The 25940-nt window shown below is 64.5% G+C and carries 24 protein-coding genes; 23 read left to right on the top strand and 1 reads right to left on the bottom strand.

Features of this window, described 5'->3' with window-relative positions; translation table 11 throughout:
• The first annotated feature begins 27 nt into the window (after window positions 1-27).
• The 23 genes from ACZK5G_RS15940 to ACZK5G_RS15830 all read left to right on the top strand — a co-directional run bounded on the left by ACZK5G_RS15940 (window position 28) and on the right by ACZK5G_RS15830 (window position 24289).
• A complete protein-coding gene (locus ACZK5G_RS15940) occupies window positions 28-318 on the top strand; it encodes a hypothetical protein (RefSeq protein ID WP_478464032.1) in 291 nt (96 codons plus the stop codon).
• Window positions 318-641, top strand: a complete 324-nt coding sequence (locus tag ACZK5G_RS15935; protein WP_279923448.1) for an HNH endonuclease — start codon at window positions 318-320, stop codon at window positions 639-641. The genes ACZK5G_RS15940 and ACZK5G_RS15935 overlap by 1 nt, the downstream gene beginning before the upstream one ends.
• A gap of 151 nt (window positions 642-792) precedes the next feature.
• Window positions 793-1170, top strand: a complete 378-nt coding sequence (locus ACZK5G_RS15930) for a hypothetical protein (protein ID WP_235202906.1) — start codon at window positions 793-795, stop codon at window positions 1168-1170.
• Window positions 1127-3007, top strand: coding sequence for a terminase large subunit (locus tag ACZK5G_RS15925; RefSeq protein WP_478464029.1), 1881 nt, complete (start codon window positions 1127-1129; stop codon window positions 3005-3007). The genes ACZK5G_RS15930 and ACZK5G_RS15925 overlap by 44 nt, the downstream gene beginning before the upstream one ends.
• A gap of 8 nt (window positions 3008-3015) precedes the next feature.
• Window positions 3016-4278 carry a phage portal protein gene (locus tag ACZK5G_RS15920; protein WP_201118937.1) on the top strand — a complete coding sequence of 421 codons (1263 nt, stop codon included), beginning with the start codon at window positions 3016-3018 and terminating at the stop codon, window positions 4276-4278.
• Window positions 4256-5098: a head maturation protease, ClpP-related gene (locus ACZK5G_RS15915; RefSeq protein WP_478464028.1), complete on the top strand. Its 843-nt coding sequence runs from the start codon at window positions 4256-4258 to the stop codon at window positions 5096-5098. Before ACZK5G_RS15920 ends, ACZK5G_RS15915 begins: the two co-directional genes overlap by 23 nt.
• Window positions 5099-5109: 11 nt before the next feature.
• Window positions 5110-6360: a phage major capsid protein gene (locus ACZK5G_RS15910; protein WP_121504516.1), complete on the top strand. Its 1251-nt coding sequence runs from the start codon at window positions 5110-5112 to the stop codon at window positions 6358-6360.
• A 61-nt stretch (window positions 6361-6421) separates the two neighbouring features.
• A complete protein-coding gene (locus ACZK5G_RS15905) occupies window positions 6422-6892 on the top strand; it encodes a hypothetical protein (RefSeq protein ID WP_478464026.1) in 471 nt (156 codons plus the stop codon).
• Between the two features lies 1 nt (window position 6893).
• The gene (locus tag ACZK5G_RS15900) at window positions 6894-7373 is read left to right on the top strand and encodes a head-tail connector protein (protein ID WP_121504514.1); all 480 of its coding nucleotides are present in this window, start codon (window positions 6894-6896) and stop codon (window positions 7371-7373) included.
• Window positions 7370-7705 (top strand): phage head closure protein, encoded by a 336-nt coding sequence (locus ACZK5G_RS15895; RefSeq protein ID WP_189719887.1) that lies wholly within the window; start codon window positions 7370-7372, stop codon window positions 7703-7705. Before ACZK5G_RS15900 ends, ACZK5G_RS15895 begins: the two co-directional genes overlap by 4 nt.
• The gene (locus ACZK5G_RS15890; RefSeq protein WP_478464025.1) at window positions 7698-8201 is read left to right on the top strand and encodes an HK97-gp10 family putative phage morphogenesis protein; all 504 of its coding nucleotides are present in this window, start codon (window positions 7698-7700) and stop codon (window positions 8199-8201) included. Before ACZK5G_RS15895 ends, ACZK5G_RS15890 begins: the two co-directional genes overlap by 8 nt.
• Window positions 8198-8560 (top strand): tail completion protein gp17, encoded by a 363-nt coding sequence (gene gp17, locus ACZK5G_RS15885; RefSeq protein WP_478464023.1) that lies wholly within the window; start codon window positions 8198-8200, stop codon window positions 8558-8560. The genes ACZK5G_RS15890 and gp17 overlap by 4 nt, the downstream gene beginning before the upstream one ends.
• Window positions 8561-8638: 78 nt before the next feature.
• The gene (locus ACZK5G_RS15880) at window positions 8639-9118 is read left to right on the top strand and encodes a phage tail tube protein (protein WP_478464022.1); all 480 of its coding nucleotides are present in this window, start codon (window positions 8639-8641) and stop codon (window positions 9116-9118) included.
• 124 nt (window positions 9119-9242) lie between these two features.
• A complete protein-coding gene (locus ACZK5G_RS15875; RefSeq protein WP_478464020.1) occupies window positions 9243-9617 on the top strand; it encodes a hypothetical protein in 375 nt (124 codons plus the stop codon).
• A 77-nt stretch (window positions 9618-9694) separates the two neighbouring features.
• Window positions 9695-9910, top strand: a complete 216-nt coding sequence (locus ACZK5G_RS15870) for a hypothetical protein (RefSeq protein WP_012511474.1) — start codon at window positions 9695-9697, stop codon at window positions 9908-9910.
• Window positions 9911-9912: 2 nt separating this feature from the next.
• The gene (locus ACZK5G_RS15865) at window positions 9913-11880 is read left to right on the top strand and encodes a hypothetical protein (protein WP_478464019.1); all 1968 of its coding nucleotides are present in this window, start codon (window positions 9913-9915) and stop codon (window positions 11878-11880) included.
• Window positions 11881-11902: 22 nt separating this feature from the next.
• The gene (locus ACZK5G_RS15860) at window positions 11903-12646 is read left to right on the top strand and encodes a hypothetical protein (RefSeq protein WP_478464018.1); all 744 of its coding nucleotides are present in this window, start codon (window positions 11903-11905) and stop codon (window positions 12644-12646) included.
• Between the two features lie 74 nt (window positions 12647-12720).
• Window positions 12721-13071 carry a hypothetical protein gene (locus ACZK5G_RS15855; RefSeq protein ID WP_478464016.1) on the top strand — a complete coding sequence of 117 codons (351 nt, stop codon included), beginning with the start codon at window positions 12721-12723 and terminating at the stop codon, window positions 13069-13071.
• 83 nt (window positions 13072-13154) lie between these two features.
• Window positions 13155-17747: a tape measure protein gene (locus ACZK5G_RS15850; RefSeq protein WP_478464014.1), complete on the top strand. Its 4593-nt coding sequence runs from the start codon at window positions 13155-13157 to the stop codon at window positions 17745-17747.
• A gap of 6 nt (window positions 17748-17753) precedes the next feature.
• Window positions 17754-22193 (top strand): hypothetical protein, encoded by a 4440-nt coding sequence (locus ACZK5G_RS15845; RefSeq protein WP_478464013.1) that lies wholly within the window; start codon window positions 17754-17756, stop codon window positions 22191-22193.
• Between the two features lie 54 nt (window positions 22194-22247).
• Window positions 22248-22547, top strand: coding sequence for a hypothetical protein (locus ACZK5G_RS15840; RefSeq protein ID WP_191862519.1), 300 nt, complete (start codon window positions 22248-22250; stop codon window positions 22545-22547).
• A 43-nt stretch (window positions 22548-22590) separates the two neighbouring features.
• Window positions 22591-23235, top strand: coding sequence for a hypothetical protein (locus tag ACZK5G_RS15835; RefSeq protein WP_478464012.1), 645 nt, complete (start codon window positions 22591-22593; stop codon window positions 23233-23235).
• Window positions 23236-23776: 541 nt separating this feature from the next.
• Window positions 23777-24289 carry a hypothetical protein gene (locus ACZK5G_RS15830; protein WP_478464010.1) on the top strand — a complete coding sequence of 171 codons (513 nt, stop codon included), beginning with the start codon at window positions 23777-23779 and terminating at the stop codon, window positions 24287-24289.
• 24 nt (window positions 24290-24313) lie between these two features.
• On the opposite strand, the gene ACZK5G_RS15825 is transcribed toward ACZK5G_RS15830, so the two are convergent.
• Window positions 24314-25939, bottom strand: coding sequence for a recombinase family protein (locus tag ACZK5G_RS15825; RefSeq protein WP_478464008.1), 1626 nt, complete (start codon window positions 25937-25939; stop codon window positions 24314-24316).
• Between the last annotated feature and the right edge of the window lies 1 nt (window position 25940).

Raw genomic sequence — 25940 nt, 5'->3', positions numbered from 1 at the left:
TAGTGCTGCAAACGACGAGGGTTGCTGATGGACGTTGCACGGATTGAGGCGCTGGCAGCTGAGCTGGCCACCGAGCGGGCTGCGCGCGCTGCTGCTGATGCAGCCTTGGCTACCCGCATTGACGGCAGCACCGACGCACGTATCGATCGCTTGATCGGGGCCATCGAGACACTGGGCAAGCAGATCGGCGAGTTGGCGATGCACAACTGGCTGCTGGTGCAGGCCGTGGCCAAGCTGCTGGGTGAGGAGGCTGGCGCACCGGTGCAGGACGAAGGTGCCGAGCCCGAGCGAGTCGACCTGGATGGGAAGCCGTACTGATGAGCGCTCGTGGGCTGGCAGGCAACCGGCAAGCCAAGCGCGCCTTGCCGACGAACAGTCGAGCCTGGCGCGCGCTGCGAGAGACCATTCTGGTTCGGGACCTGTACCGATGCCAGGAGCAGGGCTGCGGTGTTCTCTGCAGCGGGCGAGGCCAAGCCCACGTCGACCACGTGGACGGTGACCCCAACAACAACGCCCCGGAGAACCTGCGGACGATGTGCATCAGCTGCCATAGCCGGAAGACGGCCCGCGAGGACGGCGGCTTTGGAAACGCCCAGCACGTGGTTGTGGGGTGCGACGCCGACGGGTGGCCGATCAAGTAGGCCAACAGCCGCGGCGCGGAGTTATCCACAGAAAGCTGAATGAAAAGGGGAGGGGGGCTCAAAAGTTTGGGCCGATCGCCCGGCGATACGTGCGCCCCCCCTTCTTCGCGCATCCACAGTTGGAAAGACGACCCCCCGACCGGGGCAGAAAATGGCAAATCCAAGGACACCAGCCGCAAAAGCGGCAGTTTCTGGCGCAGCGGCCAAGAACCCAAAACGGCACAAGGACCGCAAGACGCCGAAAAAGGCCAAGGCGGTCGGGCCTCCCTACAAGGGGATGACCAAACCGCAGATCGCGGTATGGCGTGAGCAGGTCGAAAACATGCCGTGGCTGCATGCCGGCCACCGGTTGTTGCTGCGCCAGGTCTGCATCTTGGCGGCTCGGATGGAGACCGACCCCGAGATGGGGGTTTCGGCCCTTCAGGCGCTGGGCTCCCTGCTTTCCAAGCTCGGCGCAACGCCGGTTGACGAGACAAAAGTGAATCATGGCGGCGAAGAGGACGAAGACCCGGACGACAAGCACTTCTAACTGCCGGACCAGCGAGTACCCGCTGGCGGTGGTTGAAGGGCGAATCGTGGCGGGCCCCCACGTGCGAAATGCCTGCCGGCGACACCTGAAAGACCTGGAGGACGCTCACGAACGTGGTTTGTACTTCGACCGGGAAGCCGCCGACAAGAAGATCGCCTTCTTCGAAGAGGTGCTGCGCCTGAGCGAAGGCCAGTTCGAGGGCAAGCCGTTCAAGCTGCACCCCAGCCAGGCATTCAAGATCGGCAGTCTGTTCGGCTGGAGGCAGGCGGACGGCGCCCGGCGCTTCCGCCGCGCGTACATCGAGGAAGGCAAGGGGAACGGCAAGTCGCCGATGGCTGGCGGAATCGCGCTCATCGGGCTCTGTGCCGATCAGGAGGCTGGCGCCCAGGTATACGCGGTGGCCTCGCACAAGGATCAGGCCGGCATTCTGTTCCGGGATGCCGTCAAGATGGTGAAGGCGTCACCGGCGCTGAAGAAGCGGCTGGAGTTCTCGGGCGGTGAGGGCAAGGAATACAACATCGCCCACCACAAGTCGCAGAGCTACTTCCGACCGGCGTCTCGTGACGTTGGCAAGACTGGATCGGGCTACCGGCCGCACTTCGTCCTGGCCGACGAAGTGCATGAGATGGCGGACGGCAAGATCATCGAAATGATGGAGAACGGCTTCAAGTTCCGCCGTTCCCCGCTGCTGTTCATGATCACCAATTCGGGCAGCGACCGGAACAGCGTTGCCTGGGCAGAGCATGAGCATGCGGTCAAGGTGGCTGCTGGCCACCACGAGGCCGTGAACGATCCGACCTTCGTCGGAGACGTCATTGATGACCGTACGTTCTCGTTCGTGTGCGGGCTTGATGAGGGCGACGAGCCGCTCGAGGATCCGGCCTGCTGGGTGAAAGCAAACCCGATGCTGGGTATCACCATCACGGATGAATACCTGCAGGGCCGGGTCGACCTGGCCAAACAGATCCCGAGCAAACTCAACGAGATCCTGCGACTCAACTTCTGCATGTGGACCGACGCCGACCAGGCGTGGATGAGTCGCGAAATTGTCGAGCCTGCGATGCAGTCGTTCGACAGGGCGCAGCACCATGGCAAGCGCCTCCATCTCGGGCTGGACCTGTCGCAGAACCGCGACATTACGGCTCTTGGTGCGGTAGTGGAGACCGGATCGAAGGAGGTCCTGGTAGAGGTTGAGGGCAAGAAAACCCTGGTCAACAAGCCAACGTTTGATGCGTGGGTGGAGGCGTGGACGCCGGGAGATACGGTCAAGGCTCGCGAACTGCGCGACAAGCTTCCCTACAGCACGTGGATTGCAAAGGGTCACTTGCACGCCCCGAAGGGGCAGACGATCAGCTACCGGCACGTCGCGCAGACGGTGGCCGAGTACGACCGGGACTTCGAAGTTGTCCAAGTGGCTTACGACCGGTACGCGTTCCGACAGTTCGAAGAGGAAGTGAAAGAGCTGGGGCTTTCCGTCTCGTTCGTTGAGCACCCGCAGGGTGGCCTGAAGAAGGGCAAGCCCACGGAGGCTGCAGTAAAGGCAGCTGCCGCCGCCGGCAAGCCGCCGCCGGAAGGCCTCTGGATGCCCGGATCGCTCCGGTTGTTCGAAGAAGCCCTTCTGGAAGGGCGCGTCCGCTTGCTCGGAAACCCTGTGCTGGTGTCCGCAATCATGTCGGCCGTCATCGAGAGCGACAAATGGGAGAACCGCTGGCTGTCCAAGGCGCGTTCAGTCAACAAGATCGACGCCGCGGTGGCGGTAGTGATGGCCTTCGGCTCCGCACATTCATCGGTCGCGCCCGCCTCTGTCTATGAGCAGCGGGGCATCCGATTCTTATAGGAAACGCAATGTCCAGGTTCAACGAAGAAGACCTTAAGTCGCTGGACCGGCTCTGGAATCCACCGCCGGCGGCGCCACCAAGTGCACGCGCTGAGGCCGGCCAGTTCGCGGGAATGAATGATCCGGCACTGCTGGAGTTCATTCGATCACAGGGTGGCCACGGTGGCGGTGGCTACCAGTTGCGCAACATGGCAGTGCTCCGCTGCCTGTCTCTGATCTGCGGGACCATCGGCATGCTGCCGCTGAACCTGGTTGAGTCGGGTGGGAAGAAGCGGATAGCCACCGAGCATCCCGCGCACCGCCTGCTGAAGATCAAGCCGAATCCATGGCAGACGCCGCTGGAGTTCAAGCGGCAGATGGAGCTGGCCCGGCAGCGGCACGGGGATGCCTACGCGCGGATCGTGTGGTCAGCAGGCCGGCCAATCCACCTTATCCCGCTGGATTCCCCAGCGGTGCGGGCGGAGCTGGGCGACGACTGGCGCATGCTCTACCGGTTCAACAGCAAGAAGCGTGGCGAGGTCATCCTCAAGCAGGAGGAAGTGCTGCACATCCGCGACCTATCCGTGGACGGCGTGACGAGCCTGTCCAGGATGAAGCTGGCAGATCGGGCTATTCGCCTGGCTCTGGATGCGGAACAGGCAGCAAGCCGGATCTTTGAGACCGGCAACATGGCCGGCGGCGCCATTGAGGTGCCAAATGCGCTCAGCGACGTGGCCTACGAGCGCATGCGCACGTCTCTCGACACCGAGTATGCCGGCGCCGCCGCGGCACAGCGCTGGATGCTGCTGGAGGAGAACGCCAAGGCCAACAAGTTCGGCAGCACCGCCCAAGAGGCCCAGCACGTCGAGAACCGCAGCGCACAGGTGGAGGAGGTGGCCAGGCTTTACGGCGTCCCCCGACCGCTCCTGTTCCTCAGCGACACCAGCTGGGGCACTGGCATCGAGCAGCTGGGGATCTTCTTCCTGCAGTACACGATGTTGGAGCACTTCACCAACTGGGAGCAGGCGGTCGCGCGATCGCTGATCGACGAGCGGGACCTGGAGCGCTACCAGCCTAAGTTCAACGTGCGGGCGCTGATGCGCGGCACGCTCAAGGATCAGGCCGACTTCTTCAAGGCCGCCCTTGGATCGGGTGGTACGGCACCGTTCCATACGCAGAACGAGGTCCGCGACCTGCTGGATTACCCCGAATCGGATCAGCCCGGGGCCAACGACCTGATCAACCCCATGACACAGAAGGGAAAGAGCAATGAGCCTCCGGCAGCTGCCTGAAATCCGTGCCGAGCGACGGCTCGGCGCCGCCCAGTTCGACATGCGCCCCGACGCGCTCGAGCGCTGGGAGCCCGAAGTTCGCGCCGCCGGCAACGACGCGAACAGCATCTCGATCTATGACTCGATCGGCGAAAACTGGGAGGGCACTGGCGTCACCGCCAAGCGGATCAGCGCCGCCCTACGCGCCATCGGCGAGAAAGACGTGGTGGTGAACATCAACTCGCCCGGCGGCGACTTCTTCGAAGGTGTCGCGATCTACAACCTGCTGCGCGAGCACCAGGGCAGGGTGACAGTCCAGGTCATGGGCCTGGCCGCGTCGGCGGCGTCGGTGATCGCGATGGCCGGCGACGAGATCCTGATGGGTGACGGATCGTTCCTGATGATCCACAACGCTTGGGCGGTGGCCATCGGCAATCGGCACGATATGGCCGACGCGGCAAAGCTGCTGGAGCCCTTCGACACGGCCATGGCCAAGGTCTACGCGGCCCGCTCGGGCGTCACCGAGGCCGAGGCGGCTCGGATGATGGACGAGGAGACCTGGATCGGTGCCGCCCAGGCGGTGGAAGACGGCTTTGCCGATGGTCTGCTCGATGGAGCTGCCGCCACCAAGGATGCCAAGCAGGCATCGGGTGGGCGCAAGGCTCTGGCTTTGGTCGAAGCGGCGATGGCCAAGGCCGGCCACTCCCGATCCATGCGACGCGACACCCTGAAATCGCTGTTCAACGGCAAGCCGAGCGCTGCCGGGAACGCTACGCCGAGCGCTGGCGGCAACGAAACCTCGGCCCTGCTGCAGGGCCTTCTCGACAACATCAAATCCTAAGAGGCCAACACATGACCAAGATGACCCACGGCCGCGTCCCGCGCGGCCTCGTTTCCGTGCACGCCGATGGCGGCAGCCAGCCTGACGTGAAGGCGCTGGTGGAGTCGCTGAACAAGGCATTCGCCGAGTTCAAGGCCGAGCACACCAAGCAGCTCGAAGAGATCAAGAAGGGCAGCGCCGATGCACTGCAGGCCCTGAAGGTCGACAACATCAATGCCGATATCACCCGCCTGCAGGCTGCGGTCGACCAGGCCAACACCCAGATGGCCGCGTTCCAGATGGGTGGTGGTAGCGCCGGCAGCGGTGTCGCCGATGCCGAGTACACCGATTCCTTCCGTGCCCACTTCCGCAAGGGTGAAGTGCAGGCGGCCCTGAACAAGGGCGCGGCCGATGAAGGCGGATACCTGGCCCCGGTCGAATGGGATCGTTCGATCACCGACCGACTGGTCATCGTGTCGGATATGCGGCAGTTGGCCAACGTGCAGCCCTGCTCCGGTGCGGGCCTGACGAAGCTCTACAACACCGGCGGCACTTCGTCGGGCTGGGTGGGCGAAGAAGATGCCCGCCCGGAGACCGCAACGGCGAAGCTGCGTCCGCTCAGCTTCGGCTGGGGCGAGATCTACGCCAATCCGGCGGCAACCCAGCAGCTGCTGGACGATGCCGAGATTGACCTGGAGGCATGGCTGGCCGGCGAGGTCGAGCTGGAGTTTGCCAAGCAGGAGGGCGATGCGTTCTTCTCCGGCAATGGCGTCAACAAGCCGTTCGGCATCCTGACCTACGTGGACGGTGGCGCCAACGCGGCCAAGCACCCGTTTGGTGCGATCAAGGTGGTGAACAGCGGCGTGGCGGCCGGCATCAACGGTGACAGCATTCTGGACCTGGTCTATGACCTGCCGTCGGCATTCACCGCGGGCGCCAAGTTCGCGCTGAACCGCAAGACCCAGGGTGTGGTGCGCAAGTTGAAGGATGCGCAGGGCAACTACCTGTGGCAGCCGTCGCTGGTGGCCGGCCAGCCGTCGACCCTGGCCGGCTTTGCGGTGCAGGACGTGGCCGCGATCCCGGATGTGGCAGCAAACGCCATCGCCGCGCTGTTCGGCGACTTCAAGCAGACCTACACCGTGTACGACCGCAAGGGCGTGCGCGTGCTGCGCGACCCGTACACCAACAAGCCCTACGTGATGTTCTACACCACCAAGCGCGTGGGCGGCGGTGTGCACAACCCGGAGCCGATGCGCGCCCTCAAGATCGCGGCTTCGGCCTGATCACCCACCCGTCGGGCGGCCTCGCGCCGCCCGGCATTCACCCTGTGATCGAGGAGCCGCAATGGCAAAGTTCATCAAGCCCTTCCGTGGAGTGCCGGAAGGCGAGATCTATCCCGTCCAGTTCGTTGCCGGGGATGACTGCCCGCCCGAGCTGGAGGCCGGCGCACTATCTGTCGGTGCGCTCAGCCTGATGGCAGACACACCGGCCCCGATCCTGCTGGGATCCAGTGTTCAGCCGGAGAGCTTCGAGCTTTCCGACGGCAGTGTCCTGTCGTTGGGCGATGTGGTTCGCCGCGCACACGTAGCCTCGGGGCTGTCGGTGGAGGACTGGAACGCGCTCGATAGCACCGCACGCGAGGCGCGGATCGCCGATACCGTCGACAAGCTGTCCGGCGAGGACGACAAGGGCCAGGTCGCTGCCGAAGACAAGCCCGCCTTGATGGCGCAGCTTGAAGCTGCAGGTGTCCCGTTCGACAAGCGCTGGGGGGCGGAGAAGCTGGCCGCTGCTCTGGCTGAAGGGAAGAAGGACTGATATGCCCGTCGTCTCACTCGCACAAGCCCGCTCGCATGTGCGAGTTGAGGCCGATTACCCCGAGGAACAGCTGCAGGCCGCCATTGCCGGCGCGCAGGATGCAGCGCAGGCATACCTCAATCGGCGGATCTACAAGGACGCCGACGCCTTGGCTCTGGCACGGAGTGGCTATCCAGCCGCAATGAAGGGCGCTGCGCTTGCAAAAAGCCAGGCGCTGGGAGACGCGGTGTTCATTGAGGATAGCGACGAGCGCACTGCCGCAATAAGGCTGGCGGTTGTCGCCCATCGCGAGGCGACAGCCGAGGCGGAGGCCTGCGTCCATGGCGTTGTTGTGAATCCAAGCATCTTCTCTGCCATCCTGCTGACGCTCGGTCACCTCTACGCGAACCGCACGGACGTGATCGTGGGAGCCCAGGCGGTCGAGCTACCCAACGGCGCCAAGAGCCTGCTGCGCCCATACCGAAGGGTGATGATGCCATGACGCTTCTAGATGGCGATCTGCAGCACCGCATTCGCTTCGAGCGCAAGACCGATTCGCGCGATCCACTGGGCGGCCCAGGTAAACCGGTGTGGGTCGAGGTTGTGAGCGTGTGGGCCAAGGCCACCAACAATCTTGCGGCAACGACAGAGGCGGTCGCCGCCGGCGCAGATCGTTACCGGGAGCAGGTTCGGTTCGATATCCGCCCCCGTGACATTGATCCTCAGTGGCGGATCGTGTTCCGTGGGCGCGCCTTCGATATCAAAAGCATCGCACCCAGCAACGACCGTAGTGAGGTGGCGATCATCGCCTTAGCGGGGTTCAGCAATGACTGAGCAAGTGTCAATTCAGGGGCTGGATGGCCTGTTGCGCTCGCTGCGGGAAGCCCCCAAGGCGATCCAGGGAAGGGCGGTCCAAGCCGGCATGCGCAAGGGCGGCAACGTCATCCGGGACGACGCCAGGCGCCGCGCACCGAAAGCGTCGGGGTTCATGGCCTCGCAGATCGTCACCCGCCGGGCCAACTCCAAGAGCCGACAGCGCGCAGGTGTAGGCCAAGGCGGCGAGTACTTCACCGTAGGCGTTAAGACGGGGCGCCGCCGCAAGTACGCCAACACCAAGCGCAATCAACGGCGTGGGCGGACCGGTAAAACCTATGTCGATAGAGGCTGGGCCTACTACTGGCGGTTCATAGAGTTCGGCACAAAGAACATGCGGGCGTCTCCGTTCCTCACGCCAGCAGGCGAGGCCAAGGGCCCGGAAGCGGCTCAAGTGGTCATCGACGAGACCTGGGCGGCGCTGGACAAGCAACTGAAGAAGGATGGCTGGCGATGATGGTTCCCCTGATCCAATCGCTGCTGGAAGGCGATCCGACCGTCCGGCAGCAGCTCGGCGACCCCGTCCGCCTATTTCTGGGCAGTGCGCCCCAGAACACGCCGCTCCCTTACGCCACGTGGGAGGTGGTCAACGGCTCGCCAACCGCGATGCTGTCCGAGCCGCCGCCGGCTGACGGCTGGCGGGTCCGCATGACCGTATGGGGCGAGGTCCTCACCCAAGCCAACGGCGTTGCCGTCGCCATCCGCGATGTGGTCGAACGCGTGGGCAGCATCGAGTCGTACAACCCGACGCCCGACAGCGACGGCACGGATTCGATAGGCATTTCATTCGACGTGCGGCTCCTGCAGCTGCGCTGATCCACACAACGGCAACCCTTCGGCCCCGCAAGGGGCCTTTTTCATGCCCGGCGACGGGCACAACGCAAGGAAACCCCTATGGGACAGGTAATCAAGTCGAAGCACTCCCAGTTGTTCGTCGCCACCGATGCGACTGAGGTCACCAAGGTGACCCGACTCCGCTCGGTTGGCTTCCCCGATGGCCAGGCCTCGGAGATCGATATCTCCGACTACGACGACGACTGGGACCAGTTCGTCGCCGGGCGCAAGCAGACCGGCAGCACCAGCATCGAGATCATCTACGACAGCGAAGATCACGAGAAGCTGGAAGATCTCCACAAGACCGGCGCTGTCGTGAACTGGCTGGTGACCGCGCCGAAGTCGGAAACTGAAGGAGCGGCGAAGCCGGTCGCAGTCGCCGGCAAGATCACCCCGCCCAGTGACGTGCTGTCCAAGCGGTTCGACGGCTTCGTCCAGAACTTCGCGGTGACCAGCCAGGACAACGACGTCTGGAAGGCCACGATCACCATCCGCGGCTCCGGCGCAGTCACTACCCACCGGCCTTCGGTGGGCGGCTGACCGTCGCAACGGCGCTCTCTCTCGGCCCGCTTCGGCGGGCCTTCTCTTTGGCAGGGCGCGCGGATCCTCCGCGTGTTAGCCGTGCGCGGCCCGCGCGCCCTGTCGCCATTCAAGGAAACGGCCAATGAGCAAGACCAGCGAAACCACCGATACCCAGCCGCAGCAGCCCGTGAGCCTCCTGCAGTCATTCACCGACCTGGGCATGTTCGCCTCCAAGGACGTGCACGCTGACGCGATCACCCTGCCGAACGGCGACAAGGCACAGTTCCACGTGCGCGAGCTGCCGGACGCGGAGTTCCGCAAGCTGTGGGGCGAGGGCGACCGCGCCAAGCTGATCGCGGCAACCATCTGCGACGAGGACGGCAAGCCGGTCATGAACGTGACGCAGGCCGCCCAGCTCAAGCCGCTGGTGGCTGCTGAGCTGCAGCGCGTGGCCATGAAGCACTCCGGGTTCGGCGACGACGCCGCCCAGGCGCGGGCCGACGCGGGAAACGGCTAAGGCAGCGTGGCGAGGACTGGTTCTGGAAGGTCCTCGCCGGTCACCTGCACCGGCCGGTTTCGGAGTTGCGGGCCACCATGTCACGGCGCGAGTTCCTGGAATGGTGGGAGTTCCACAAGCGGAACCCCATCGACCCCGTGAGCCTGCACATCAAGCCCGCTGCCTTCGCCGCGTACATCACCGCCTCGCACAGCCAGGGCGGGACCAAGCGCTCCTTTCAGCACTACCTCGACGCCCTCGTGCCACGGTCCGATGAGGACGAGGCGCAGGACTGGTTCGACGGACTGGGATGACCATGACCGACACATTCGGGCGGTTCGCCGCCACGCCCATTGGCCCGGTACTCGCTTCGCGAGATGGCGGGCTCACCCTGGCCACCACCGGCGCCACCACGCTGGCCAGTCACGCGCGTTCCGACTTCAGCCTTGATGCCGGGACGGTGGGCGTGGAGTTTGCTGTGTGGGGTGATGACGCCGTTGCAGCACTCGTAGGATTCGCCACCGGCCCGGCAGCGCTGAACAAGGCGCTGGGTTCAGACCTCGCCAGTATCGGCTGGGACCTCGCCGCCGGGCGGCTGCTGCAGGCAGGCGGTGCGATCGCAACGGGCCTTCCGACAGTGGCCCATGGCGACATTGTCGGGCTGCAGGTGGTGTTCTCGACCCCTCGCCAGCTGCGGCTCTACCTCAACGGCGCGCAGATCCTGGTGCGCGAGCTGCAATTGTCCGGTCCGCTGTTCTTCGCCGCTTCGCTGGGCGCTTCGAAGGCTGGCGGGCTCTGCCTGGCTGTCAATGCCGGGCAGTGGGGGCCGCGAAGCGAGGCGGCGGCCGCTGGCTGGCGGTTGCCCACTGCGTCCGTCAGTCCGACCCGGCTGGCCGACGTGGACTGGCTGTCCGCGCCCGGCGACAGCCCGGCCAATGCCCGTTACGAGGGGTTGGTGGCCGAGGGCGTCAGCCTGATTCAGGAGCTTGCGTTCTGGCCGTGGGGCGGTGATCCGGTGTCCCAGGCAGCGGCCGCCGAGTGCGTCGTGGTGGACGCGGAAGGCTTGCTGGACGGGATGGCGGGTACTGGTGCCTCTGGCAGTTCGGTGCAGATCCTGCTGGCACCCGAGAGCGGCATGCGGGCCGACGCGGTCCCAGCCTTCCGTTGCGCGATCGAGCAGATCGAGATCAACGATGATGGCACCAAGACGCTGCACCTGCGCGATGCGCACGACTACCTGGACGAGACGATCAACCGGGGCGTGTTCCTGCCGAATGTCGCGTCACTGGCGTGGAAGCCCCAGCCGGTGGTGATTGGCGCGGTGGCCAGCATCCCGGCCATGGGCGCCAATTCGGACGCAACATCGATGTTCGTCGCTGACAGCCGGGTCTACGTCAATGCGGTGATGGACCGCGGTGACCTGATGGAGATCAACACCTACAACGAGGCGCCGGACGGGCAACAGCTGCTGCTGAAGTCGCCACCGGTGACGCCGGTGGTGGTTGACGCCTCCAGCGTCGGCGCGGGCATGATGCCGGCGCGGCTGGAGCAGGCGGTGGGTGATGTGATGGCCCGGTTGGGCCGAGCGGCGTGGTCGGCCAGCGACTGCGCGGTGATCGACCAAGCCACGGGCTACATGGGGATCGGCTACTACGCGGGCACAGCCATCACCGGCCGCGCGGCGCTGAATTCCCTCCTGCCCAGCTACGGCGCCGGCTGCTATCAGGATCCTGCTGGCGTGTTGCGCTTTGTCCGCGTGACCGCGCCCGAGACACATGCCGGTGCGTTCGCCTTCGACCTGTCGGAGGATGATCTGGCGGCTGATCTGGTCATGGTGCCCGACGATGCGCCAAACCTGACCCGACGCATGGCCTACCGGCCCAACGGCCAGGCGCTGGGCGCATCGGACCTGGTCACCGACGTTGTCGACGTGCCCCAGTCCCGACGCGATGAACTGACCGGCCTCTATCGGGGGCAGGTGTATGGTGCGGGTCCGCTGCACGCCCACTACCAGCGGGCAGAGGCTGCCGACCCGGTCATCTCGTTGTTCTGGCACGCGGCCGATGCGCAGCAGGAGATTGAGCGCGTTCTGGGCATGTACCAGGTGCAGCGCCACTTCTACCAGCTCGCCGTCCGTGGTGATCAGGATCTGGCGCCGCTTCCCGGGCAGATCGGCCGGCTTACCTACGGTCGATACGGCCTCGAGGACGGCAAGCCGGTGCTGGTGCGTCGGGTAGAGCGCAACCCTGCCACGGGGGACGTGGTGCTGACGGTGTGGGGATGATGACGTGTTGATTGGATATGGCATGCCGGCAGTCACGACAGTGACCCTGACCGGTGGCACGTGGTTGAGTGCGGATCAGGGCTCGGCGCTCTTCGACGGCAAGCCTGGCAGGGCCTCGCGGATCCGGCGCACAGGCTCGCTGGCGATCACGATCACCCTGGCCGACGCTGTCGTCCCGGGGATCATCGCGATTCTCGGCCTCAACATTCCGCCGGGCGTGCAGGTCAGCGCTGCCGGCGCGACCGGGACCACTGTGCGTCTGCCGGGCGGCAGCGTCTGCGCTTGGCTGTTCCCGCAGGCCAGCGCCCTGGTCTCGGTGGTGTCCGTGGAGATTGCCACCACCGCCACCAACGTGGACGTGGGCGAGATTGCGATCTTCCGGGCGGTGGACGTTGGTATCAAGGACGGCTGGGCCGTGGCCACTATCGACGCCAGCGTTCATGCCCGGACCAAGGGCGGCCAAGTCAATACGGTTCCCGGGGCGCTGTACCGCCGCCTGACCTGCACTCTGTCCGGCCGTTCCACGCCGGTTGTGCGCGGCAACGGTCTCGGCGGCATGGATTGGGAGACGATCGGGGCCGCTCTGTCGGGCCGGCGGCGCTCCTGTGTTGTGCCCCAGTACCGGGATATGGTCACGAAGGCGTTTGATCCGGCGCTGGCGGCGCGGTCCGCCCTCTATGGCTTCTCGACCCAGCTGCCCAGTGCCGAGAACATCAGCCGGCAATACTTCTCGGGATATATGGAGTTCGAGGAGGTGCCGGCGTAGCGGTTTGTTGCGGCCCGGGGAGAATGCGAGAATCCTCGAAGGACACTGATACGAGGATCGCAATGAGAACCCCAATGACCCTGGCCACGGTCGCCATTGCTCTTGCTGCCGGGGTTCTCCTCGTGTCCTGCGGCGGCGTTCCACCCGAACAACTTGCGTATCGGGAGGCGAGCAAGAATTGCCGCCAGTGGATCAAGGAGTCTGCCAAGAATCCATCCTCTGCCAAGATCCCCGATCCGAGTTCGGTACACCGCGCAGGTGACCAAATAGAAGTCCTGTGGGGGCATGGTGATGGTTTGACGCTGATGAACGGGTTTGGTGCAAACGTAGACACGACCGCACGATGCGTCATGTCTTTGGACGGCCATTTCCTGAAAGAGCTGGTAATCAATGACGAAGTAATCCGACGATCATCCCCCAACTGATCGTTCGCCAATAGGAGCCGCCCAACAGGGCGGCTTTTTTCTTGTCGGCCCGCCATGTGCGGGCCTTTTTTGTGGACGATGGCATGAGCCTTTACACACTTACCGTAGACCTGTTGCTTAAGTCGGGCTCCTTCGAGCGAGATAGTGGTAAGGCCGCGCGCGTGGTCAAGCGCGACATGGAAACCATTCAGTCGTCCATGTCTGACGCCACCCGCCGCGGCGCGGATGAGGTATCTGCGGGCTTCCGGCGCGTGGCGATCGAAGCCGTGGGGATGACCTCTGCACTGGCAGCAGTAAAGGCGGTCATTGGCAAGGCCGATGAGTGGACCAACCTGAACAACCGGCTCCGTCTTGTAACCAAAGACCAGGCGGCGTTCGTTGCTGCTCAGCAGGACGTGGTCCAGATTGCGAAGGCGACGCGGCAGCCTTTGGGGGCAACAGCCGAGCTCTATCAGCGAATCGCCATGAATCAGGACGCGCTGGGCCTGTCCGGCGCCGGCCTGGCGCGCGTGGTTGAGACCATTAGTAAGACGATGGTGATCAGCGGCAGCAGCGCTGCTGCCGCTGAAGGAGCGCTCATCCAGCTGGGGCAGGCGTTCGCTTCCGGTGCATTGCGCGGCGAGGAACTGAATTCAGTTCTTGAGGGCGCACCGGCGCTGGCCCAAGAGATTGCCAAGGGGCTAAACGTCCCGATGGGTAAGCTTCGCGAGCTGGGGCAGGCCGGCAAGCTGAGCGCCGACCAGGTCATCAAGGCCCTGGAGCGCCAAGCGGGCGCTGTTGACCAAGCCTTCGGAAAGATGGACGTGACCGTAGGGCAGTCCCTGACCCTACTCAACACCAACCTATCGGAGATGATCGGCCGCGCCGACGACGCCACTGGCGCGTCTCAGGCGCTCGCTGCAGGCATTGGCTTGCTGGGTAGCAACCTTCAGGCGGTCGCTGTTGCCAGTGCAGCAGTTGCCTCGGGGCCTCTGCTGAAGGCCCTTCTCGCGCGGGTCGCGGCAGCGAACGCCGGGGTAGCCGCCGATAGGGCAGCTGCCGCTCAGAATCTGGCTGCTGCACAGCAGCTCGAGCTACGGACCCGTGCAGCTATGCTCGATGCGGAGGCGGAGGTGCGCCGCGCTGCTGCAATCGGAGGTAGCGTATCGGTGAGCAGCAAGGCCGCCGCAGCGACGCTGGAGCACCGGCAGGCGACCCTATTGCTGGCTCAGGCGCAAACGCAGGCTGCAGCTGCCAATGCAGGATGGCTGGCGCGTGCTGGGTCCTCGACTCTCGCCATGCTGGGCGGTCCGGCGGGCATTATCACGATGCTGGCAACCGCCGCAGCTGGCTGGTTGATCTTCCGGGATAACACCAATACTGCAGCGGCGGCGCTCATTGACTTCGGCGGAGCGGCCGATACTGCGATCGAGAAGTTTCGCTTGCTCAATCGGCAGCAGCAGGCTGGCGAGATTCTCCGCTTGCAGAAGGAGATCGACGCGAACTACCGCACCATCACGGGGTCCATCACCGAGATGGTCGCAGCGGCCACAAACTTTGCCACTGCTGGCCAGGCGTCTGCATTCATTCAAGAAACCGAACGCCTGGATTCCGCATTCAAGGCGGGGAAGATCAGCGCGGATGAGTTCGCGAGCAGGCTAGACGCGGCGTGGAAGGCAATGATCGAAGGCTCTCCGGCGGCTGCAGCGGTGGCCAAGAGCCTCACGGAAGAGACCGCCGCCGCTGCGACTGCTGGGAGGGAGGTCGATCGCAAGCGGGCGATCTTGGATGCGTTCACTGGCAGCAGCACTCAGGCGAAGGGTGCCACCGACGCGCTGTCGGGCTCGTTCAATGTCCTGGGGGACTCGGCCGGCGCTGCTGGGAAGCGGATCGCGTCGGCGATGCAGTCGCTGCCTGGCCAGCTGGCGCGCGTTGGCAAGAGCGCGGCAGAGGTGGCAAAGCTGGACGTGGGCGACTGGTTCAAGGAGGTCCAAGCCAGCGGCGTCGACTTCTCCAAGCGCGACGACCCGAAGGTCAAGCAGTACCTTGAACAGGGCGCCCAGTACATCCGGCTGCAGACCGAGCTGGCCGCGGCGCAGAAGAACTTCACCGAGTCGCGCAAGGCTTCGTCGGCCGCAGAGCGTGCGGGCGCGAAGGACCGCAAAGCCGACGCGGAGGCAATCAAGCGCTACGGCGAGCAGGCGGCGATGGCTGCCGCGACCATGGCTGGCCCACTGGCTGAGGCCACCGAGCGCCAGAAGCAGCTCGAGGACAAGCTGAAGGAAGCGCTCAAGGAAGGGCGCATTGAGCGTGCCGCGTACAACACGCTCGTGCTGGAGTCGCAGAAGGCGTTGGAGCAGTCCAGCGCTGAGATCAAGAAGGCCCTGGCCAGTCCGGAATCGCTGCTGGCGACCATGGACGCCGAGGTGGCCATGCTCGGCAAGGTCGGGCGTGCGCGAGAGCTGTCGCGCCGGCAGATGATGAACGAGCGCGACATGCGGCAGGAGCTGCAGAAGGCGGTGGAAGCTGCTGGTGGCAAGGAAGCGCTGGCACTGTCCAAGGGGGCCGCGAGCTACGAGCAGTACGAGCAGTCCATGCTGGCCGCTGCGCGGGCATCGGCAGATCTGTCCATGCGCGCCGAGGAGGCAGCGGCCAACGTCGAGGCATGGGCCGCGATCGTGGTGGGCGGGGTGAGCGATGCGGCAGATGCCATGGCGGACTTCGTTGCGGGCGGCATGCGCGACTTCGACAACCTGTGGGACGACCTGAAGGACGCCGCCAAGCGCGGCCTGCGCGATCTCGCCCGCGAGTTCCTGCAGCAGAAGCTGGTGATCCCGATCCAGACGCAGATCCTCAATGGGATGAGCGGTCAGGGCGGTGGGCTGAACCTGCAGAGCTTGATGGGGTTGTTCGGCGGCAACGGCTCGGCGGCGGGAGGTCAGAACCTGAGTACGGTGGCCGGCCTGCTCTCCAAGGGGCAGGGCCTGTTCGGCTTCGGTCGTTCGGCAGGTGCCGCGGCGGGAACCCTGACAGGCTTCGGCGACGTGACCAGCATGGCCGGGATGACCGGTTCCAGCTTCTCGGGGCTGATTGGCGGCGGGAGCGCCGGCGCCGGTGCTGGTGCTGGTGCAGGAGCTGGTGCGGCCGGCTCGGCGGCTGCGGCGGTGCCGATCATCGGCTGGATCGTGGCCGGCATGATGAAGAACGCCCAGCTGTTCGATCAAGGCTGGAACATCGCCAACGGTGAGAGTTGGGCCGGCAAGATCGCCACAGCCGGTGCGGTGGGGCTGGCCGACAAGGGGTTCCGTGCCCTGGGCTTCAACGACAAGGTCGCTTCGATCCTGTCTGGCTCCAGCATCCACGCCAAGCTGTTCGGTCGACAGGCGCCCAAGGTCACAGGCCAAGGCATCACCGGCAGCTATGGCTTCGGCGGCTTCGACGGCCAGAGCTATGCGGATATCAAGGCCAAGGGCGGCCTGTTCCGCAGCGACAAGAAGTGGACGCAGTTCGGCGCGCTAGATCCTGGCATCGATCGCACGTTCGATATGGCCGCGCGCCAGGTGCGTGGTGCTGCCACCGATCTGGCCAAGCAGTTGGGTGTGGACCTGACCCAGAAGCTCGGCAGCGTGCGTGTAGACCTGGGCAAGCTCCAGTTGTCGGCGGACTCCACCGAGGCCAAGGCGCAGCTGGAGGCTTACCTCGCCGACATGACCAATCGGTTGTATACCGAGGCGGTCAAGGCGGCAGGGTTCGGTGGCCAGCTCGACGGCTACTTCGAGTCGGCGGACGTGTTCACCGCGCTCAGTGCGTCGATCGCGCTGGCAGTCGGCAATGCCGATGAGCTGGGCCGAGCACTCAACGGGCTGGAGGTCGACAAGGTCAACAAGGCGGTCGACTACTTCCAGGACCTGGCCGGCGTCGCCGGCACGGACTTGGCCACCCAGGTGCAGAAGGTGACCGGGCTACTCGGCAACTACGCCAGCCTCATGGCCGACGTGAGCACCCAGCTGATGACGGCCAACCTGACGCAGTACCAGTCGCAGGCGTTGTCGATCGAGCGCACGTATCGCCAGCAGGTGAAGTCGGCCAATGACTACGCCAAGGCGCTCGGCTTGTCCGGAGCCCGCGCGGAAGACCTGGCCAAGATCGAGGCGCTGCGTGCCACCAACATGGGCAAGCTGCAGTCGCAGATCGACAAGGACAAGAAGGCCATGCAGTACGGCCTGTCGATCAGCGATCTTTCGCCGCTGACGGACCAGGAGAAGCTGGGCGAGGCGATGAAGGAGCTGGAGCGGGCGGTGTCCGGAGGCGACGCCAGCGCCGCACAGGCGGCCGCTCAGGCCGCGCTGGGCTTTGGTCGGAACCTCTACGCCAGCGGGCAGGACTACAACAGCCTGTACGGCCGCGTGACGGGCCTGATCGATGGCATGAAGGTCGGAGACCTCAATCAGCAGGACGGCACCAGCATGGGGGCGCTGGCAGACGCCATCGAGGCGCTGCCGGACAACTTCAGCCGGGCCGTGTTCGACCTGGTCGTGAACAACGACGCTCAGACGCAAACCACTGCCGCAGTACAGCAGAGCAACGCTCTGCTCGCCGAGCAGAACCAGCTGCTCCGCCAACTCGTGTCTACCACTACCCAGGGCGTACGCAACGCCAGCAGTTCAGCGCTGCGCGAAGCACTCAACGCGAGGTAATCAGCAATGCAAGCAAGAAAACTCACGCTGGTGGAAATCGGCGTGGGCGGGCTGCCGTCCGCGTCTCCGGTGGCACCGCGCTTTTCCACGTGGTTTCCGGTGCCCTTCAAGGCGCCGGACGTGCCGCCGGCGAACGGGGTTACCCCCACGCCGGTGGCCGACGGCGTCGTGCTCGAATGGGACGCCGTCAATCTGGAGGGCGTGGTCTACGTCATCTCGCGCAGCGAGAGCCAGGATGGCCCGTGGACGGAGATCCACCGCACCACCGAGACGCGGTACGTCTACAGCGACGGCAGCGGCAAGACCTGGTGGTTCCAGATCACCCCCACCGTTCGCGGCAAGACAGGCACCGGAACCGTGGTGGGCGTTGTTCCGCCCACCACCTCCAAGGACCTGGCTGAGCAGCAGGCCAAGCTGGCGGCGGAGATCAGTGCCCGCATCCAAGCGATCGCAGACGAGGCGGCGGCCCGCGCCGCCGGGCTGGCACAGGCGGCGCAGGACTTGGTCGCCGAAGCGCTGCTGCGGCAGCAGGGCGTGACCGAGGCCATGCAGGCGATCAGTGCGGAGGCCCGGGCGCGAATCGATGCGCTCCTGAATGAGAAGCTGGAGCGCGAGGCGGCGATCAGCCATGAGCAGCAACTGCGGCAGAGCGCCGATGAATCGCTGGCGCGCGCAGTGTCAGAGGTTGCGGCCGGCAGCGGCACGCAGTTCGACAGCATCAAGCTCTGGCCGTTCAACCAGACCACCGAAGGGTGGACGGGCAACGGTGCCCCTACGCTTGTGGATGGCTGGCTGCGCCCCGCAAACCACGCCACGGCGCCGTGGGTACAGTCGCCAGTGGCGCTGGCCGTGGACGGAAGCGCATACCGCTTCGTGAAGCTGCGCGTGAAGCGCGTGGGCTCGCCGGTGTGGAGCGGGTTCCTGCAGTGGATCACCGCCACCGACCAGGCGTGGAACACGCAGAAGCGTGCGGCCATCCCGGAACCAGCGTGGGACGTGAATGGCGTGGCCACAGTCGACGTGCAGGACATTGCTTGGTGGCCGGCCACGGTTGATGCGATTCGCCTGCAGCTGGGGGCGGCGCAGACCGTCGCCAACTACTACCTGATCGACTACATCGCCGTGGGGCGTCCGCAGCCGGGTGCGTCTGTGGCGCTGGTGCAGGAGGAAACCCAGGCCCGGATCACGGCAGACGCGGCCGAGGCCACCCAGCGCACCGCACTGGCCGTGCAGATGCGCGGGAACTACACGGGAACGGATCCGCTGCAGCTGACCGCTGGACTGGCCTACGAGGAGCTGAAAGCCCGAGTGGCTGCGGACTCGGCGCAGGTGCAGCGCATCAGCACGATGGAAGCTCGCATGCCGGTCGGCACCGGTTCGCTGGCAACCGCGGCATCGGTGACGGCGCTGCAGGAGGCCACCGCGACCACCACCAACGCGTTGGCGCAGTCGATCACGACGATCAACGCCACGTTGCCGTCGATGATTTCGCAGGGAAGCAACCTGGTCGTGAACGGTGGCTGGCAGGCTGGCCGTGATGTGGGTTGGTCCTACAGCAGCCCGACCATGTTGGTTGCTGCAACGGAAGGTCGTGCAGGAGGTGCAGCGTTTCGTGCAGACGGTGTAAACGGCGTGCGCACTGCCGTAGCAAACGGGATTCTGCCGGGCGGCCGGGACATGGAAGCAAAGCCTGGCAAGAAGTATCGCTATGGCTGCTGGTACAGAACCACTGCTGATTTCAACGGCACGCCTGACAACAGCAAGTTGCGGCTGGGTACGCAGACGGCGGCACTTGTTGGCGGTGCAACGCCATTCTTGCCGGGGAAGAGCGAATGGACCTACCTGGGAGCGGTCTATACCGTTGCGGAGAACACGTCCATCACGGCGTTGCAGCTGTCGCTCACCATGAATCACACGGCTGGTACGTTGTGGGTCGACGACGTAGCGCTGGAGGAAGTGACCGAACTTCTCGCGAACGCTCAAGCGATCTCGGACCTCAGCACCAGCGTGACGCAGTTGGGCAACACTGTCACGTCGCAGGCTGGACAGCTGACGGCGCTTCGCAGCGACCTGACCGGCGTTTCCGGGAGGACCGACGCCAACGCATCTGCCCTGCAGAACCTCACGACGCGCGTGACGACGGCGGAGGGCAAGATCGATTCGACTTCGACCAGTGTCACCAAGCTGCAGTCGGAGATGAAGGCCAGTTTGGCCGGTGGTGGTGGGATGTTCCCATCGGGGACGTTTGAGCAGTTCGCGGATGGCCATTTGCTGTCCCAAGGCTATGGCACGACGTTCACCGTCAACACGTCGGCAAAGCGCAATGGAAATCGTGGCCTGTTGATTCAGGTGCCGTCTGACGCACGCCCTGATCTGAATGCCGATTGCTATCCGGTCACCGAGTTCATTCCCCTCGTCGGAGTTCGACGCCTGTACGTCGAGGCATGGGCAGCACTTTCCTCTGGTAGCGCTGAGATTCCGCCCGACAACAAGAGCAATCTGCGCATTGGAGTTCAGACCTCTGCCGCAGGTGTTGGCGGTACGAGCAATGTTTGGACGACTGTGAATTGGGGTGTCGCCAGTCTGTCGAAAACCTCGTGGACGAAGGTGAGCGGTTACGTGACGACCAACGCGTCTGCGGCACAGGGGCGCTTGTTCGTTTCTCTCCCTGGTCACGCGACCGACCCCAAGTCCCAACGCGTGATCGGGTCGATTCTGCTGCTGGATGACATTGTCATCACCGATGTAACTGAGGCCTATGGTGCACAGCAATCTTCGGAGGCGAACGCGCAAGCCATCACCGGGCTGGCCTCCAGGGTAACGAGCGCCGAGAACACTTTGGTCAGCACAGCAAGCCAGGTCACCGATCTAAATACCACCATCACCACCACGTTCAACCGCGGCGACAACATCAACACCAATTCCGGTTTCGACGGCGGCATGTCCCCGTTCGTGAAGACGAACACGGGCGCTACCGGTGGTGACATTGTGTGGTCCAACGGTGCGGGGCAGATCGGCTCGGCGGTAGACGTGACCGTGGTACAGAACGCGACCCAGTCGCCAGGTCTGTTCGCCAACGGTAATCGCTGGTCGGGTATGAAGGCGGGCACCGGCCGCCGCATGCGCACCGTCGTTGTTGCTCGGGCAATCTCGGGCACTGCGTCGATTACGGCTCGCTGCCGCGTGCGTACGGGTGGGGTGGCTGGTGAGGGTAGCAATGACCAGACAACCCCGAACCTGACCCCGGAGTGGCAGCGGTTCCAGCTAGAGCACCCCATCGGTGACGATCGTACGGAAGTCCTGTCCCACGTGTGGGTGACGAACCGTGCCGGGTCTACGGGCCCGGCCCGAGTCTTAATTGATCGGATCGAGTTCTACGACATTACCAACGAGGTCAAGATCACCGCCAATGCTGCTGCAACGGCAGGCCTCACCACGGCGGTGAACCAGCAGGGCAGCAAGCTGGACGCGACTGCGCAGGACCTGGTGAGCCTGAAGACGCAGGTGGGTGATGTGTCGGCCAGCGGCTTCAACGAGCTGAAGACCCAGGTCACGCAGCAGGGGCAGACGCAGTCGGCGCAGGCGCAGCAGATTACGGGCATCCAAACGTCGCTTGCTGGTAAAGCTGAGGCATCCGTGGTTCAGACCATGGATGCACGGGTCAAGACGTTGGGCGGTGGTGGAAACTTGCTGCGTACAGCGACGATGGAGGGCTCGTTGAGCCCGGCATGGTTTACCCGTTGGGCTGACGGCCCGTGGCGTCGAAACAACATTGAGTTTCAGGACGGCCGCGTCCCTGCAGGTATGCGGGCTATGGTCCACTATGCCCCTGCTGGTGGCGTCAATAACGGCTGGGGTTGCGGAACCTGTCAGACGGTTCCTGCAGAGCCGGGTAAAACATACATGGCGTCGGCGTACTTCAACAACTACCGGATGCGTTCCCGCGTGACTGTGTTCTTTGTGGACGCGAACGGTAACGTGATCGGGTCGGAGTATGCATCCCCGCTGGTAGACAACTACGGAGCATCCAGCACCTTGGGGGATTACAAGCGCGTGTTTGTTCGCTCGGGCGTGTGTCCACCAAACGCGAAAACGGTTTGGCTCCAGATCGCGTCTTGGACGACGACCGACATCGCCAACGATGCCGCCATGTGGTGTGTTAATCCGATGCTGGAGCAGTGTGCACCGGACGCCACGGCACCGTCGCCGTGGTCTGCCGGCGGTATGGAAGCCAGTGCCCAGTGGGGCGTGAACGTTCGTGCCGACAAGAAGATCGGTGGTGTGCAGCTCTCAGCTACGGGTGAGATATCTGCCTTCGATGTTCTTGCGGACATGTTCCGGGTGTCGTCGCCGGGTGGCGGACAGCGCACGGAGTACAGCGACGGGAACTGGCGCACCTACTACCCGAACGGGCAGCTGGCCACGCGCATGGGCTGGTGGCAATAGCGAAAAGGCGGGAGGGGCAAACGTCCTCCCGCCAATCAATAGAGGAGCAGAAGCATGCCTGCAGGCATCCAGACCTTCAATCCCGACGGGTCGCTGGAGATCGATTACACGACCCGTTTGGGGTTGTTCATCGGCACGGTTCAGACCGACGCCGTGCATGGAAATTCGACGTGGGTCGGGCCGCTGCCACCAGGGGATTTCCTCTTCTATGTGGTGCCCCCACCAGCCCAGCCTGGCCGCACGCCAACCGTTTGGTACTCGGATGGCAGGGTTTACTGGGGCACGGATGTGGATGCCAACGGGCAACCAGTCTTCTCCCTGGTTCCGGCAACTGTCCTTTACGGGGTGCACTGAAATGCTAATAGGAGGGTTTGAGGCATACACCCCATCTGGAACGGTGCAGGTCCGAAGCGATCTGCTCAACTTCCATCTGCGCCACAAGTTCGATATCAACGAAGCTGGCGCCGTCGCGTACCAGGTGTCTGGGATCGTAGTAACCCGGTACGTCACGCGTGACTTCCAGGCCAAGAGCCCCGTGGTTGCGGTCACGGGTCCGAACAACAACTTCGGGCTCAGCGTGATTCTGACCAATCTCGGCGGCAACAACTGGCGAGTGTCGGCCTACACGGGCTCATCGATTGTGTTCGGCACGGTGTGGGTGTACGACTCGGTTGTGACTGGAACGCCGGGCAAGACCGGAATCGAGGTGTACCGAGAGCATACCGGGGAGCTGGCCTTCGCTTCCTGGGCGAAGCCCCTACGCATCATGGGCGTAACTACTGCCCCGTTCGGGGCAGCAGAGGGCGCCTATATGCAGGTGCCGGCTGGTCGGCGCTACGCGGTGATCTCGTCTCGTTCCTGTCAGAGGATCGAGCGCGGTGTGGGTTTCCGGTTGACCGGGCCGCAGGGGGATGGAACGGGCGCAGCCGGGTCGGGGCGCTTCTACTATGCCGGCGCGGCTGCCCTGATCCCCCAGTCCGACAATGCGACGCAGTTCAGTGCATCCGGCCACTTCGTGCTGATCGACGTGACCGGCCATTGAAGTTCGTACAGGCAGCGTCCAGCCGGAGGTTCTGTCGTGCTTCGGTTGAACGCCATGCCACGGGTTGCAGCAGATCCTCGCGGTTGTTCCGCGGCGTGTTCACCGCGCGAGTGAAGACGTTCCAGGCTTCTGAGAGGCATGGGGGGCTGAAGCAGGCGGGGGAAAACAGAGGCACGACGAGAGATCTCTACCGAAAATCCTCCAGTCGGCTACGACTGATCGCCTGCCGGCTATCGCAGTTCGGACAGCTAATGACCGCGGCTCCGTTTACGTCGTGAAGGTTGCGTTCAGCTGTAGCGACGAACCATCGTCGACATAACATGCATGCAGCATCGATACGTGTGACTTGGATTAGGGTCCCGTCGGCCTCTCGGACCCCAGTCACCTGATTAATCTGGAAAAGGCCGGTGTCGGGCATGACTACGTGAACAGGTGGTGGGTGAAGTCGATCATGCCCGATCTGAGACGTTATTCACATTCATCAGGCCCCCTTCTTGGACGTGCAAGCACAGCCGACCCAACGGTACGAGGTTACCCGAGGGTGCCGACCTGGCAGGGCAGCCATCCTAAGCTTTGCCGGATCCGGGGCCGCAGGCAGCTCAACCCGGGGGCGCTTGAGCAGCGCCGCGCCGGCGCCCATCCCGAACGATTCAGGCAGGTCACCGCCACGTTCGCAGGATCTGCGACGGTCGGTCGTATTCTTCCGGCCATGCCGCTCCCCGCCGACTTCTACTGGACGACTAGGTCGGCCAGCCACCCGAATGACACCCCGACTGTGATCGCCTGCCATGGGGTGTGGGTGGTGGCCATGGCAGAACGGGTGAACGATGGCATCTGGATTGCCTCGCTGGACCGGCACCGGCACGGCCCGGGAGGACCGTTCCGCTGGTGCAGCAGCTACGCGCAGGGCCGGGCCGGCGCCGAACAATGGGTGGTCAGGCACGAGGCGAGGTTGCGCGAGGACGTGGCCTTGATCCGGGCCTGGCAGGAAAAGGTCCGCGGCAACCGACTGGCCAAGGCTGACCTTGATCCGCCGTTCGGCTGGATGGGGTAGGGCTATCTGCCTTGGTTACACGGTCTAAGGCAAGGGGCTATCTGGCAGGGCAAGGATCTCTTCGCCTCCCCGCCATTCGCCCGTCTGGCGATCCACATGAAGAATGCGCGCGCTGCCGCGTTTCGCCACCAACACCAGGTCTATGGTCCCCTTCCAGGACCGAGTCTGCTCCGGCTCGGTTCCCCGGTGGTAGATCGAGATACGCTCGAAGGTGTCGGCCACCAGCTGGCGGGCCTTGGTTCGCGCGTCATAGTCCAGCGCTTTCACACCCTCCTGTAGTTCGGCCCACGCTTTGGCCACGGCCGGTGTGGGCGAGCTGGCGACTGCTGCCATTTCGTGCTCCAGCGCCTCTACCTCGGCCTGCTGGTCGGCCAGCTCCGCTTCCATCTCTCTCGCACGGCGCATGAATGCAGCCGGAGCCTCTCCAGCGTCATCGGCCAGCATGGCATCGGTGATCCGCTCAATCTTCGCGGTAGTGTCAGCTACCCGCGCACGCGCGACGGCCAATCTGCCGCCCAGCGCCTCTGATCTATCCCCACCCTCGAACAACCGGGTCAGATTCATCTGGTCCGCGCAGTAACTCATGATCGCGTGTTCAATAGGTACGACGCTGCAGCTGCCAGCAACGGCGCAGCCCATGCCCTGGGAGTTGCCCACGCATATCAACCGCCGGTGCCCGTGCTGCGGTCCGCCGTCTTCGCGGCGACCGCGGTTCATCAGGTTCTGCGCGACCATTGCCGACCCGCAGTAGCCGCAGTATGAGATCCGCAAGCCGGTGATCAGGCCGGGAATCTCCCCAGTGCCCTTCTGTTTCGCCCGCTGCTCGGTCGCCTGCTGCAGGTCCGCGAACTGCTCGGCGCTCAGGAGGGGCGGGTAGTACCCGGCCAGGCGGTACTCTTCACCATCGATCTCCAGGACTTTTTCACCGATCAGGGCCCTGTTTCGCAGGATCCGGTAGAGCTGGCCGGCCGGGTTGCCGCCGTTGGTCAACTGCAGGCCCTCTTCAGCAAGGGTGCGCATGATCCTGACGGCTCCGTGGCCGTCCCTGAACATGCGGATTGCCAGCTTTACCGCCTCGGCGCGCTCGGGCACGAGCTGAAACGTCTTGCTCTCCGGGTCCAGCCGGGTCCAGCTCGGGTCCTTGCCGTTCCTGATGACGCCGCGCCAGGTCCCGTCCTGCCAACCCTTGCATTGGCGGTGGATGGCAGCGCGCACGCGCTTGCTCTTGGTGTCCGATTCCTCGTGCGCCCGAATCATCACCAGCAGGCTGTAGACAAGGTCCATGGGCTGGGCCTTGAGGCCGGCGCGGTTGTACTCGCGGCCGTCGCTGGCGGTTACCACCGTGATCCCGGCATTGATGATCTGCGCCAACTGGGCTTGCGCTTGGATGGGCTCTGCGCGGCTCAGTCGGTCGAGCCCCTCAACGATCAGGACCGATCCGGCCGGGATTCGGCCCTCATCGATCGCGGCCAAGAAGACACCCAGCGCCCCCTTGGTTACGTGCCGTTGGTGGTAGGCGGAAAGGCCTTCATCCTGCATAGATAGAGCGGCATCTAGTGCCATCCCATGCTCGGCCGCCCAGCGCTTGGCATACTCCAGCTGCCGGTCGGCACTGCTGCCGGCAGCCTGCTTCGGGTCACTGAAGCGCAAG

It is taken from the genome of Stenotrophomonas sp. 62841_Sma, assembly GCF_056482945.1.
The sequence above is the reverse complement of the archived record's forward strand: the minus strand, read 5'-3'. Positions and strand labels throughout refer to the sequence as shown.